The following is a 12898-nucleotide window of genomic DNA, read 5'->3' as shown; positions in this document are numbered from 1 at the left end:
AAGTAAAATTAGCTCAGAAGAAAAATTAAATTCTTTTTGCCAGCCAAGGTAAATCTCCATCTCTTTACTTGAAAGAGTTCTAGATAGAATTTTTTCAATATCTCTAAGCATGTCAGTAGTATCACTATCATTTAGTGCATCTAATAAATTTATATCATCATTATCTGAAGTTTCAGTTATATCATCATCTAGTGATAGAAATTCGATGCTGTAGTTATTCATCTTATCTATTGGAACTAGTTTTATAACTCCCTCTTCATTCCAATAATTTAATGCATTCATTACATCTGATTCAAGTAAATTTAATGAGTTAGCAAGCACAGAAGAGTTTACCCCTGGTTCGCTTGAAACATTATATTTTAGCATTAATAAATAAACTTTAATAAACTCTCCACGAGCTTTAGGCATGTATTTTTCTATAAATACGTTGCTAACAGGTGTAAATTTTAATGCGGTATTTTTTAGCATAAATGTGCTCATATAGCATCTCTCTACCTTTCAAATTAATTTATGAAGCCATTTTTATATTATAGGCTTTATGTAAAATAATTATAACAAAGTGAAATAACTATAACAACTTTCAAGAATAAAGTATGTATAAAAAGATATTTAAAAGGGAAAGTTAATAAATGTGTTCCAAATATTCAAAGGAGGAGAAAGTTTTATGGTCTCGGATGATAGTAGAAAGAAACTATTTTTATTATTAGTTTTATTAAACCTAATAGTCTTAAGTGGGATTTCATACTATAACGAAAAAAGTAAAATAGTAGAAAAAAATAATATAGTACTTGGAAGTTCTCTATTCGGTAGGGGAGGCGTGTTTGGATACTTCGGAAATTCTATTAATAAGGGTGAATTAGTAGGAGTTTATATTGAAGGTAAGCTTTACGGGTACGTATCTAATAAAGCTGAAGGAGAAAAAGTACTAGAAAACGTAGTCTTATCCTATATGAACGATATGGGATTAAAGAATGAAGATTTAGAAGGCGTAAATATAAAAGGTAGCGTAGAGTATAAAAAAGAATTAACTGATATAAAAGATATAAAAACTATAGAATCTGTAGCTGAAGCTATTAAAAGAGAAGATGCACTTTGTGTAGATTTAATAGTTAAAGATACTAGAGACGTAGTTATAGAACCTAAGCTAGAAGTTAAAAACACTAAAGATCTAGTTTTAGGAAAACAAAAAGTTTTAGAAGGAACAGAAGGGTTAAAAACTCAAGAACTTAAAGTTACTTATAGAAACGGTAAAGAATATGAAGCAGATGTTCTTTCAGAAAATATAATAGCTTTAGGGCAAAACAAAGTTATTTATAAGGGTACAGGTGATCCTATAGCTATGGGGATAGCTTTCCTTAAAGAACCAACTAAAGATGGAGTGTTAACTTCAGAATTCGGTAGCAGGTGGGGAAGAATGCATAACGGTATAGATATAGGAAATGAATTAGGAAAACCTGTATATTCAGCTTTCGACGGAAAGGTAAAAAAGGTTTTTTATGAGCAGTATGGTTACGGAAATGCAGTTATCATAGAGCATAGCGATGGACTTGAAACTAGATATGCTCACCTTAACAATTACAATGTTAAGGAAGGTGATACTGTTAAAAAGGGAGAAAAAATAGGTGAAGTAGGTAATACAGGAAGAAGTACAGGACCTCATTTACACTTTGAACTTAGAAAAAATGATAATCCTGTAAATCCCCTAAAATACATTGAACAAACTACTTTAACAGTTTATTCAAATTAATAATACCTTCACCTACAACATTTTTAGGAAGGTCATTATCGTTAGTGCAGCTTAAGTTTATAAGTGATACTAAATCATCTAACTTAAGCGTTTGGTTGTATTGAAGTAAAAGTGCGCACACAGCACTTACAATAGCAACAGATAAAGACGTTCCAGAATAAGTTTTATATTTGGCATCAAGCTTTTTAGGATACAGCTTGGTGCCATTTTTTTCAGATATATAATTTATATCAGAATTAAGTGTTGTTATATTAGTGCAAACAGCAGCAAAGTTTGGCATTTTAGATTTAGAACTTAAACTGCTAGAAGAATAAATATAAGGAACACCTGTATTTTCAGAAGTAACCCCTGAAACAACAATGCAGTTTTTTAAAGTTGAGATTCCTTTTAAGGTTTTTTCGTCTACGTTTATGCTACCTGTTGGAACTATAGGAACAATATTAAAAGATACAGCTTTTTCAAATATGTTCTGGAATGCTTTTAAAATATAAGAGTTAGAATTAAGCATTTCAAAAGGAAGACAAAGTATCCTTAAATTATGTTCTCTATATTTCTTTATTAAATCTTCTATGCTGTATAAGATAGATGAAGCATAACCCTTTCCTAAAGCATCAAAAGCTTTGTAAGAGATTATATTAGCATTTTTAGCGATGCCGCTATACAAATCTCCAGAAGAAATTCCGCTACTACATATAATACCAGCCATAGCAGTTCCGTGTCCGTTGTCGTCGTAAGGGTGTGTAATTCCGTAAGTTACATCCTTAAACTCTAATATTTTGTTTGTGGGGCGAGTTAAATCTAAATGAGGATAGACTCCGCTGTCTATAATTCCTATTTTTACTCCACTTCCATCAAATTTAAAGTTAGAGTTAGATTTATAAAATTTATTTGCAGAAGCTACGCTTACTCCACAAAGAAATAAGTATTCATCAAAAAATATTTTTTCAACTTCAGGATATTCTATTAGTAAAGTAATTTCTCTTTTACTTAAATTTGCTACAACTATGTTGCAATACTCGATTTCATAGATTAAAGCATCTTTAAAAGAAGCTACTTTTTTCAAAATAGTAGAAAAAAGAGTCTTGCATTTAATCATAACCCTGTATTTTTCGTAAGGGTTATTTTTTAAGGCTTCTATTAAGTTTATATCAAGCTTACTTTTAGCTTTAAACATATAACACTCCTATATTATTTATCACAATACCATATTATAAAAAAGAGTGCATAAGTGTTAATAAAATTTATAAGTTAAAAGTTCCACCAACATCTATTATTTTTACTCTTTCGTCATTAAAGCCTTTTAAAGTTTCTTCAGTTTCATCGAAATCCTCAAGAGAAATTTTAAAAGTTTTATAATGCATAGGAATCATAGCTTTTGCGTTCATTTTAGTAAACATAGCGTATCCTTCGTCAGGAGAGCAGTGCATATGTCTAAATCTATCTGGTTTGTAACAGCCTACAGGGAAAATAGCTACATCACATTTTATTCCGTTAAAAGCTTCAGTCATAGCAGTATCCCCCGCAAAGAATACTTTGTGGACTTTATTTTCTATTAAGTATGAGTTACTTTCGTTATCTATACCTACATAAAATCTTCTACCATCGTGGTTAGCTTCTATAGAAGTAACCTTTATAAAATCATCTTCGTAAACTTGCCCACTTCTAAGTAAGACTACGTTTTTAAACCCTAAAAGAGTTAAGATTTTTTTGTAGCCTTTTGGAACTATAACAATGGCATCTTTATTTAATTTTTTTAAAGATGGAAAATGCATATGGTCCATATGGCCGTGAGTTAAAAGTATATAATCAAATTTTAAAGTTGTTATATCAAAAGGAGTTTCTATAACTCTCTTAAAATGACCTAATCTTTTAGAAATAACAGGGTCTGTAATAATAAGTTTATTTGATAAATTTATTATAGTAGTTGCGTGACCAAACCAATGAACAGAGTCTTTGGTTATAGGTTCGTTTGATACAGGCCCTCTTTCATTAAAGTATTCACGTAGGTTGTTGTATGTTAGTTTTGATAGAAAATGTATATTATTAAAAAAATTCATAATGTATCTCCTTGATTAAATTACTAGTGTTTCCACTTAAATACTATAATACCTATTATCATTAATGCAACACCGATGAATTCTTTTAAGGTAAAATTAATCTTTTCAGTACCGAATAAACCAAAATATTCTATAGCTGCAGCAGCTATTAGTTGGGATATTAAAATAATACCAACAGCATATGTAGGACCTAAACTTCCCATAGCTTGCATTACTGTAAATATTATGATTACTCCTAAAACTCCTCCAAGTAAATAAACTTTATTAGAATTAAAAACTTCTTTAAAGTTTCCTTTCCCAAAAGCAAATGTAATTAAAGCTGTTAGGATTAAACCTGTAAGTTGAACTATAACGTTTGTTTCCCACACTCCTATTTTTTCTCCAAGACGTGTGTTAAAAACTCCTTGAAAACTCATACTTATCCCAGAAATTATAGCTAAAATTATTCCAAACATAAAAAACACCTCCGAAATTAGTATTGCCTTTAAAGGTTTAGAATATAGATTAATAAAAAAATATACCCTATAAAATAGCTATCTATTTTATAGGGTATATTTAAAAATAAAACTTATTAAAGTTATCTACAGAAATTATTTAAAATTTTATCTTTTGAAAAACCTAAAGTATTTCCGAGGCTTAATAAATCTTCTAATAGAGTTTCAAAGTGATCTCTAGAACGAGAAATTATTAAATCATTTATATCGATGTATAAATTTAAGAATTGATCACTTAAGCAATATTCGGTTGGTTGTACTGCGATATCGTCTATTGATGTGTATCCGTTAGTTATTCCAACAGATATAACTTGATGAATACAATCTAAGTATTTATCAAAAACAGCATCAGTATCAATTGTAAGATTATTATCATTCAGATAGTTGTAACATCTAGTAACGTTAGCAAGTTCACTTACTTTAACGTGTAGTTCTAAATTTTTTCTAGCTCTTAGTTTATAATCATCTAGACTTCCGTCAATAGATAATTTTTTGTCCATATCTTCTTGTATTTTAAATAAATCACAAATAAACATTAGAAAATCCCCCTGAAATTTAGGTAATATCTTTTTATTTATCTATTTTACAAAATCTTTTAATTTATTTAAAGGTTAGTAAACGAATACAAAAAAATATTTTTTTAAAAAGGGTGAAAAAGGGAGGAAATTAAACAAAAATACCACCTTTTTCAAGGTGGTATAGTTTTTATAGTAAAATTAGAATGTTTTTAAGTCATATCTTTTAATTTTTATCTCTCTTTTATTGTGAGGAACTTTCCAAACTTCAAAACCAGATATTTTAAAGGTTGAATTATTTAAGTTCATACTTTCTGAAAGAGGGGTTGTATCTAAACTTTTTCTTCTAGTATCTTTTTGGTAATAATTTAGGTTTGCTAAAGTTAAAGATAATCTAGGGTCTTTAACTTCTCTAATATTAAAACCGTGAAGTTTAAGCATATCATCAAAGTTAGTTTTAATCTTCTTTATATATCCTCTCTCATGAAGTAAAACGTTTATTGTTTTATGTTCATCAGAAATAAAGATATCGTTGTCTACTTCCACTTTGAATTTTTTATAAGGAGATAGAACTTTCTCTATAACAGGATTAAGTTTATCTATATTTGGATTTTCTATAACTGATAAAGTTATGTGTGGAACAGGAAGATTCCTATTAGCTTTAAGTTTTTTTGATACAGATTTTTGTATCGGATTAATAAGTTCAGAAGAATCTTCGTTTAAAAGTGCAACAATATAATATTTCATATTTAATCTTACCTCACTTAAATAGTCTTTTTGGAAATATCCTATAAGTATATTATCCAAACTTTTCTATAAATTATAACATAATACTTTAAATAAAAAAACAAATTAGCTTAAATAGTACATATTAAAACTTTTAAAGAGAAATAATACTAAGGTAAGTTTATTATATAAAAGGAGGTTTTGTTTTATGAAACATAACGAAAGTATTAAATGTACAGTTGAAAAGTGCAAACATCACTGCAAAGAGGACGATTTTTGTACACTAGATTCAATTATGGTAGGGTCACATGCAATGGATCCTAAAAATACTGAAGCAACAGACTGTAACTCATTTGAATGTTCATGCTAATAATGGTTTAATATTAGATAAAATTGAGTTATAATAAAGGGATGTGTCAAATATGAGCAATATTATACTAAAAATTGCCTAAAAATTTGATATATTCCTTTTTTTTTGTTAGAAAAAAGATATTAATATGTATATACTTTATGTTATAATGATAAACGAAACATTAAAATTAGGATGCAGAAAATAACTGCAATTTATGAAAATTATGGATAGAAAATTTAAATTTGGGAAACTTAATATATATAATCTAGTAATAAGGGTGAAATTGGATGGAAAAGTTAGTTATTAATGGAGGCAACAAATTAAACGGGTCTGTTGAAATAAACGGAGCTAAAAATGCGGCGGTAGCAATACTACCAGCAGCGGTTGCGGCAAGTAAAGGGAAATGTTTGATAGATAATATACCGGATATAGAAGATGTTCATTGTTTAGAGAGAATACTTCTAAGTTTAGGGTGCAAATTAAATAAGATTGACAATAATACATTAGAGATAGACAGTACAGAATTACATACTTACGATGCATGTACAGAAGATGTTAGAAGAATGAGAGCTTCATATTATTTTATAGGAGCTTTACTAACAAGATTTAAAGAGGCTAGAGTTGAACTTCCAGGAGGATGTCCTATTGGAGTTAGACCTATAGACCAACACATCAAAGGGTTCGAAGCTTTAGGTGCAGATGTTACTATAGAACACGGAGCAGTAAAAGTTAAAGCAGAAAAACTTGTAGGAACTAATATATTCTTTGACGTTGTATCAGTTGGTGCAACTATAAACGTTATGATAGCAGCGATTTTAGCAGAAGGTATAACAACTTTAGAGAACGTAGCTAAAGAACCTCACGTAGTAGACGTTGCTAACTTCTTAAACTCTATGGGAGCTGACATTAAAGGTGCAGGTACAGACGTTATAAGAATTAAAGGTGTAGAAGAACTTAAAGGGTGTAACTATAGCGTTATACCAGACCAAATAGAAGCAGGTACATTTATGATAGCAGCGGCAGCTACTAAAGGAGATGTAACTATTAAAAATGTTATACCAAAACACTTAGAGTCAATAAGTGCAAAGCTTACAGAAATGGGAGCTTAAGTAGAAGAAGGAGATGACTCAGTAAGAGTTAAGTATACTGGGAAATTCAAAGGTATTAACGTAAAAACTATGCCTTATCCTGGATTCCCAACAGATATACAACAACCTATGTCATCACTTTTAAGTGTAGTTCCAGGAAGAATTATAATAACAGAATCTATTTGGGAAAGCAGACACAAGCACATAGACGAGTTAAAGAAAATGGGTGCAGATATCAAAGTTGAGGGAAGAGTTGCTATAATCGACGGAGTAAACAAACTTACAGGTGCAACTGTTAAAGCTACAGATTTAAGAGCTGGTGCAGCTATGGTTATCGCAGGTCTTGTAGCACAAGGTGAAACTCACATAACTGATATCGAACATATCGATAGAGGGTACCCTCATATAGAAAACAAATTCAGAGACTTAGGTGCTAACATAATTAGAGTAGAAGTGGACGAATAATGAAAAATAAAGAAATGATATTTAGTTCTTTATATAGTGGAAGTAGCGGAAATAGTATCTTTGTAGGCTCAGACAGAACGAAGATACTTATAGATGCTGGAATGCCTGGTAAAAAAATTGACGAGGCATTTAAAGCTATTTCTGAAAATCCTAAAGAAATTAAAGGGATTTTCATAACTCACGAGCATTCAGACCACATTAAAGGTGCAGGTATAGTATCAAGAAAATACGACATACCGATATACGCAAACCCTAAAACTTGGTCTGCTATGGAAAAATCGTTAGGTAAAATTAAAGAACATAACATTAAAATTATAGAAAAAAGAAGCACTGTTGTTATAGATGATTTAAGTATTAAATCATTCAACATACCTCATGACGCTATAGCGCCAGTAGGATACACAATAAGTGACGGTAATAAAAAGATAAGTGTAGCTACTGATTTTGGAACTTACACAGAAGAAATCAAAGAGAACATAAAAGACTCAGAAATTATTCTTTTAGAGTGTAATCACGATATCGGTATGTTAAAATACGGGCCTTATCCTTATACCCTTAAGAGAAGGATTTTAAGCGAAATAGGTCACTTATCAAACGAAGATTGCGGGACTGCAATTGTAGATTTAGTAAAGTACAAACAAGGAAAAAAGATACTTTTAGGGCATCTTAGCGGAACTAATAATCTGCCAGACTTAGCATATCAAACAGTTCTAAATTCTTTAGAAGAACATGGTATAGTTCAAGGTGATGATGTAAATATTGCAATGGCTAGTAGACACGAGCCAAGTGGAATTATAAGAGTATAATTTTATATTTTTATATAATATTTAATGAAAAGAGGGAAAAATATGAGTCTATATAAAAGTTGGACAGATATGGTAGTTGAATATGTAAAAACTAAAGGGGAAAAAGCATTCTGGATAGAATACGGAACTTTAGAAACAAATGTATACAAAGATATTTTAGCTAATCATAAAGAAGCTCAAAAGGTAACTATTAAAGAATTAGCAGATAAACACGATTCTAACGTTGAATTCATCATGGGATTTATTGATGGAATAAACGATAGTTTAAAAACTCCATACGATTTAGAAAAAATCGACGAAAACACAGAATTAACACTTGATGTTGACTTAGAAAAATTATATTTCAACATGTTAGATGCTAAAGCTGATTACTTATATACATTACCTCAATGGGATGGAATATTCTCAGAAGAGAAGAGAAAAGAAATCAAAAAATCATATAACGATACTAAAACTGTAAGAAACGAAGATAAAATCGGAAGAAACGATCCTTGTCCTTGTGGAAGCGGTAAAAAGTATAAAAAATGTTGTGGAAAACAAAAATAATTAGACTTTAATAAAGCTCATAAAGGCAACTTTGTGAGCTTTTTATATATCTATTATTTGTGGATAATTTTAAGGAGGGATTTTTGTGGATAAAAATGTAGCATGGGTCAAAGAACAAAAAATCAATAGAACCATAGAAGCACTTAATAAAAACAATATGAATGGATACTTTGTAAAAGATAATGAGGAGCTTTTAGAAAAATTAAAAGAACTTATTAAAGATGGAGATAAAGTTGCCTTTGGTGGTTCTATGTCTATTATAGAAGCTGGAGTTTTAGACTTTTTAAGAAAGGGAAACTATGAGTTATTAGATAGATATAAAGAAGGCTTAACTAAAGAAGAAATAGTTGATATATACAAAGGCGCATTCACATCAGACTGTTATATAGCTAGTAGTAATGCCGTAACTGAAAATGGTGAATTATATAATGTTGATGGAAATGGTAATAGAGTTTCTGCAATGCTGTATGGTCCAGAAAAAGTTATCTTAATCTGTGGAATAAATAAAATAGTTAAAAATGTGGATGAAGCTATTAAGAGAAATAGAGAATTTTCAGCCCCAATGAATGCAAGAAGATTAAATAAAAAAACACCTTGCGCAAAGGTTGGATATTGTATGGATTGCAAAAGCGAAGATAGACTTTGCAATGAATACACTCTAATAAGAAGACAAAACAACAAAGAAAGAATGCATGTAATATTTTTAAATGATGATTTAGGATATTAAAAAGATAAGAGCACTAGTTTTGAAAGTATAACTATACTTATTTGTTAAGGAGACTCTAAAAAGAACTAGTGCTTGTATTATAGTAAAGTATATTCAAATAGGTATATTAATATTCTGATAATATATTAAGAGAATCGTTTCACAAATTTTACATAGATATAAAGCTACTTAATATTTTGTTAATAAAAGGGTTAAAATAATAGAGTATCATAAAATGTAGAGTGTAGAAATACACTATTTTTTATTTCGAAAGAGGGGGACATAAATGAAAGTTCTAGAAAAATTAAAGAAGTCGCCTTTATTTATTTATACTGTAATTTTTTCAGTATTTATACTTGGCTTTATTGTTTATTTTAAACTACATAATAGAAGTTTTATATGGGCTGCTGACGGAATGTATCAGCATTACCCTATACTATATGATTTTAACGAGTTAGTTAGAGGCTTTTTAAAGAATCCTTTTGGTGGGATTAACGAATGGTCTTTTAATATAGGTTACGGGGCAGATATAATAGGAACTTATTCCTATTACGTTTTAGGGGATCCTTTTGCATATTTATCACTTCTGTTTCCTATGGATAAGTTAGAACTAGCCTTTAACGTATTAATAGTTCTTAGACTTTACGTAGCAGGGTTAGCATTTATGCTATATGCTAAAAAGATGAAATTTTCATACAGAGCTCAAGCACTTGGAAGTATTTCATATGCTTTATCAAGCTTTGTTTTATTTCAGGCTATAAGGCATCCGTATTTTATAAACCCACTTATAATAATACCGTTCGCATTTATTTGCGTAGAGTATGTTTTAGAAAATAGAAAAAAATATTTATTCTCTATAGTAGTAGCATTTGCTATGATATCGAATTTCTATTTTTGCTATATGATTGCAATAATAACATTCATTTATGCGATGATAAGATATTTTGATATTAAGAGATTTTCTGATATTAAATTTATAAAATATTTTAAAAATTTATTTGTTTACTTTATAATTGGGATTTTAATCTCAGCAGTTATTCTATTACCTACAATATACTTCATACTTTCTTCTTCAAGAAGTTCAGGAAGTATTACAGATGTGTTTGAAGTGATTTATAAAACAGGATATTATATAAACTTAATACTTACATCAATATCAGTTGGAAGATGTCCTTCTTGGACAATTATAACTTCACCGATAATTGTATTTATGTTTTTACCTTTATTTATAAGGCTTAGAAAAAAATATACTACATATTTTTATATGCTTATAATTTTTGTAGTTATGACTTTATTACCTGTATTTGGTCTTATAATGAATGGATTTTCATCTATTTCAAACAGATGGACTTTAATATTTGCATTTATGGCAAGTATTATAATTTGCGTCGGGATAGATAATATTAAAAGAATTGAAAAGAAAGATATAAATAGAGCTATTTATATACTTATCTTTTATGTAATAGTTGCATCAGTAGCTTTAATATTCCCTAATATAAGAGGAGTTTTCTTCCCTATAATAATATTAGGTGCACTTTGTGTGTTTGCGATGAAGATGTACTACAGAGATAGAAATATAGGAAAACTATTTATAATAATGATTGGAATCCTTGTTTTAAATATAGGAATAAATACTATTTATAAATATAGTAGTAAAGGGCTTGATTATATAGATGAATTCGAAAAATCAGGTCATGCTAACAAGTTTTATTCAGGTGCTTTTTCAGGAGAAGACAAATTTATAAAGGCACAGGACAAATCATTTTATAGGATAGGAAAAGTTGATGGGGTTTCTAGAGATAAGACTAGAAATAACGCTATTATTAGAAATTATAACGGGATAGATTCATATCTTTCTGTTAATAACGGAAGTATAGCAGACTTTTCAAAGGAACTTGGAAATAGATCATTCACTCCAAACAGTCCTCTTATAAACGTTGATAATAGACCTATAATAACAGATATATTAGGCGTAAAATATTTAATTGCAAAAAGTGACTTAGAATCTCACTTAAATGAGGGAATGGTTAAAATAGATTCAAAAGAGAAGTTTAGTGTTTACGAAAACAAGGATGTACTTCCTTTCGGATATGTTTATTCAAATGTTATAAGTAGTGAAGACTATAATAAATTAAATTCAATGCAAAAAGAAGAATCTTTAGCTTATAGTGCAAGTGTTGATCCTAAATATATCGAGAAAAAAGGTAAGGTAAATAAAAGTTTAATTAAAAAAGTGCCATACAGCACTGAAGACAGTACTGTAAAGATTAAAGGAAAGAAAATAATAGTACCTAAAGAAGGCTCAGAATTAGTATTAAACTTAGATGATTTAAATACTGGAAATATGTATTTAAGATTAGAAAATCTAACATTTAAACCTGTACCTTATGATAAGCAGCTTAGAGACGAGATAGAAGATTTAGGCGAAGATGGCAGCTTATTAGATGAGATAAAAATAAGAGGAAAGAAGATTACAAAGTTTGATGAAGGCGACGGCTACAAGATCATAGCATCTTACGGAGATGTTAAAAAGAGCTTCACTCAAACAGATAAAACAGATGCATCAGCTTACTTTAAAATGGATGACATAGTATTTAACTTAGGATACTACAAAAATCCAAAAGATAAAGTTATGAAAATTAAATTTACAGAGCCAGGAGTATACAATTTTGACTCTATAGGAGTATATAACTTTAATGCTGAAAATTATAAAAATGATTTAGATAAATTAAGAGAAAACAAGATGGATATAACATCTATGGAAAAAGATAAAATCACAGGAGACGTTAAAACTAATGTTTCTGGAGTTCTAACTTTCCAAATCCCTTACACAAAAGGTTGGACTGTTAAAATTGATGGAAAAAAAGTAGATGCTTTCCCTGTAAACACAGGATTCCTAGGAACAAATATAAGTGCAGGAAATCACAAAGTAGAATTAACTTATAGCACTCCATTTTTAAGCATAGGCTTAATTATCAGTGTATTTGGAATAGTAATCTTAATTTTATCTATAATACTTGAGAGAAAATACAAAAATTCAAATAGGAGAATCTAGATGAATATAACGCTAGTAACAGTTGGAAAACTAAAAGAAAAATATTTAAAAGAAGCAATAAAAGAATACTCTAAAAGACTAGGAAGATACTGCAAGCTTAATATAATTGAGCTTGCAGACGAAAAAACACCAGACAACGCATCAGAAAAAGATGAGCTTCTTATAAAAGAAAAAGAGGGAAAAACAATCCTTTCAAAAGTAAGAGAAACAGATTACGTAATAGCACTAGACTTAGGTGGAAAAGATCTTACATCAGAAGAATTTTCTAAATTCATAGACAGATGCGCAGTAACTGGAAACTCAAACATAACTTTTATAATCGGAGGAAGTCTTGGCCTTTC

Annotated in this window: 13 protein-coding genes and 1 pseudogene; 8 read left to right on the top strand and 6 right to left on the bottom strand. The window is 29.4% G+C overall.

Annotation, left to right across the window (positions count from 1 at the left end):
* Nucleotides 1-480, bottom strand: a 480-nt coding sequence (locus tag M4I33_RS15090) for a DnaD domain protein (protein ID WP_257917598.1), incomplete at its 3' end; no start/stop codon positions are given.
* A gap of 184 nt (nt 481-664) precedes the next feature.
* Between M4I33_RS15090 and M4I33_RS15085 the strand changes: the two genes are divergently transcribed.
* Entirely contained in the window at nt 665-1747 is a 1083-nt protein-coding gene (locus M4I33_RS15085; RefSeq protein ID WP_257917597.1) for a peptidoglycan DD-metalloendopeptidase family protein, read from the top strand.
* On the opposite strand, the gene M4I33_RS15080 is transcribed toward M4I33_RS15085, so the two are convergent.
* The 5 genes from M4I33_RS15080 to M4I33_RS15060 all read right to left on the bottom strand — a co-directional run bounded on the left by M4I33_RS15080 (nt 1722) and on the right by M4I33_RS15060 (nt 5560).
* Nucleotides 1722-2921 carry a S8 family serine peptidase gene (locus tag M4I33_RS15080; protein ID WP_257917596.1) on the bottom strand — a complete coding sequence of 400 codons (1200 nt, stop codon included), beginning with the start codon at nt 2919-2921 and terminating at the stop codon, nt 1722-1724. The genes M4I33_RS15085 and M4I33_RS15080 overlap by 26 nt on opposite strands.
* A 67-nt stretch (nt 2922-2988) precedes the next feature.
* A complete protein-coding gene (locus tag M4I33_RS15075; protein ID WP_257917595.1) occupies nt 2989-3804 on the bottom strand; it encodes an MBL fold metallo-hydrolase in 816 nt (271 codons plus the stop codon).
* Between the two features lie 23 nt (nt 3805-3827).
* Nucleotides 3828-4259: a DMT family transporter gene (locus tag M4I33_RS15070; protein ID WP_257917594.1), complete on the bottom strand. Its 432-nt coding sequence runs from the start codon at nt 4257-4259 to the stop codon at nt 3828-3830.
* Nucleotides 4260-4381: 122 nt separating this feature from the next.
* Nucleotides 4382-4834, bottom strand: coding sequence for a dUTP diphosphatase (locus tag M4I33_RS15065; RefSeq protein WP_257917593.1), 453 nt, complete (start codon nt 4832-4834; stop codon nt 4382-4384).
* A gap of 180 nt (nt 4835-5014) precedes the next feature.
* Nucleotides 5015-5560, bottom strand: coding sequence for a hypothetical protein (locus tag M4I33_RS15060; RefSeq protein WP_257917592.1), 546 nt, complete (start codon nt 5558-5560; stop codon nt 5015-5017).
* A gap of 187 nt (nt 5561-5747) precedes the next feature.
* Between M4I33_RS15060 and M4I33_RS15055 the strand changes: the two genes are divergently transcribed.
* From M4I33_RS15055 to M4I33_RS15025, 7 genes and pseudogenes are all read left to right on the top strand, one after another.
* Entirely contained in the window at nt 5748-5909 is a 162-nt protein-coding gene (locus M4I33_RS15055) for a DUF1540 domain-containing protein (RefSeq protein WP_257917591.1), read from the top strand.
* 269 nt (nt 5910-6178) lie between these two features.
* A pseudogene (locus tag M4I33_RS15050) lies at nt 6179-7444 on the top strand (UDP-N-acetylglucosamine 1-carboxyvinyltransferase).
* A gap of 14 nt (nt 7445-7458) precedes the next feature.
* Nucleotides 7459-8250: an MBL fold metallo-hydrolase gene (locus tag M4I33_RS15045; protein ID WP_257917599.1), complete on the top strand. Its 792-nt coding sequence runs from the start codon at nt 7459-7461 to the stop codon at nt 8248-8250.
* 42 nt (nt 8251-8292) lie between these two features.
* Complete coding sequence (locus tag M4I33_RS15040) at nt 8293-8796, top strand: SEC-C metal-binding domain-containing protein (RefSeq protein WP_257917590.1); 504 nt, start codon at nt 8293-8295, stop codon at nt 8794-8796.
* A gap of 85 nt (nt 8797-8881) precedes the next feature.
* On the top strand, nt 8882-9523 hold the full coding sequence (locus tag M4I33_RS15035) for a lactate utilization protein (RefSeq protein ID WP_257917589.1): 642 nt from the start codon (nt 8882-8884) through the stop codon (nt 9521-9523).
* A gap of 265 nt (nt 9524-9788) precedes the next feature.
* Complete coding sequence (locus M4I33_RS15030) at nt 9789-12557, top strand: YfhO family protein (protein ID WP_257917588.1); 2769 nt, start codon at nt 9789-9791, stop codon at nt 12555-12557.
* The coding region (locus M4I33_RS15025) for a 23S rRNA (pseudouridine(1915)-N(3))-methyltransferase RlmH (RefSeq protein WP_257917587.1) at nt 12558-12898 on the top strand (341 nt) is incomplete at its 3' end.

This window comes from Clostridium sp. LY3-2 (genome assembly GCF_024705715.1).
Classification (GTDB): domain Bacteria; phylum Bacillota; class Clostridia; order Clostridiales; family Clostridiaceae; genus Clostridium.
The sequence above is the reverse complement of the archived record's forward strand: the minus strand, read 5'-3'. Positions and strand labels throughout refer to the sequence as shown.

Bases quoted from the DNA above. Each gene is read 5' to 3' on its own strand.
- M4I33_RS15045 (WP_257917599.1), top strand. From the start codon at position 7,459: ATGATATTTAGTTCTTTATATAGTGGAAGTAGCGGAAATAGTATCTTT.
- M4I33_RS15070 (WP_257917594.1), bottom strand. From the start codon at position 4,259: ATGTTTGGAATAATTTTAGCTATAATTTCTGGGATAAGTATGAGTTTT.
- M4I33_RS15055 (WP_257917591.1), top strand. From the start codon at position 5,748: ATGAAACATAACGAAAGTATTAAATGTACAGTTGAAAAGTGCAAACAT.
- M4I33_RS15075 (WP_257917595.1), bottom strand. From the start codon at position 3,804: ATGAATTTTTTTAATAATATACATTTTCTATCAAAACTAACATACAAC.
- M4I33_RS15085 (WP_257917597.1), top strand. From the start codon at position 665: ATGGTCTCGGATGATAGTAGAAAGAAACTATTTTTATTATTAGTTTTA.
- M4I33_RS15080 (WP_257917596.1), bottom strand. From the start codon at position 2,921: ATGTTTAAAGCTAAAAGTAAGCTTGATATAAACTTAATAGAAGCCTTA.
- M4I33_RS15040 (WP_257917590.1), top strand. From the start codon at position 8,293: ATGAGTCTATATAAAAGTTGGACAGATATGGTAGTTGAATATGTAAAA.
- M4I33_RS15060 (WP_257917592.1), bottom strand. From the start codon at position 5,560: ATGAAATATTATATTGTTGCACTTTTAAACGAAGATTCTTCTGAACTT.
- M4I33_RS15065 (WP_257917593.1), bottom strand. From the start codon at position 4,834: ATGTTTATTTGTGATTTATTTAAAATACAAGAAGATATGGACAAAAAA.
- M4I33_RS15030 (WP_257917588.1), top strand. From the start codon at position 9,789: ATGAAAGTTCTAGAAAAATTAAAGAAGTCGCCTTTATTTATTTATACT.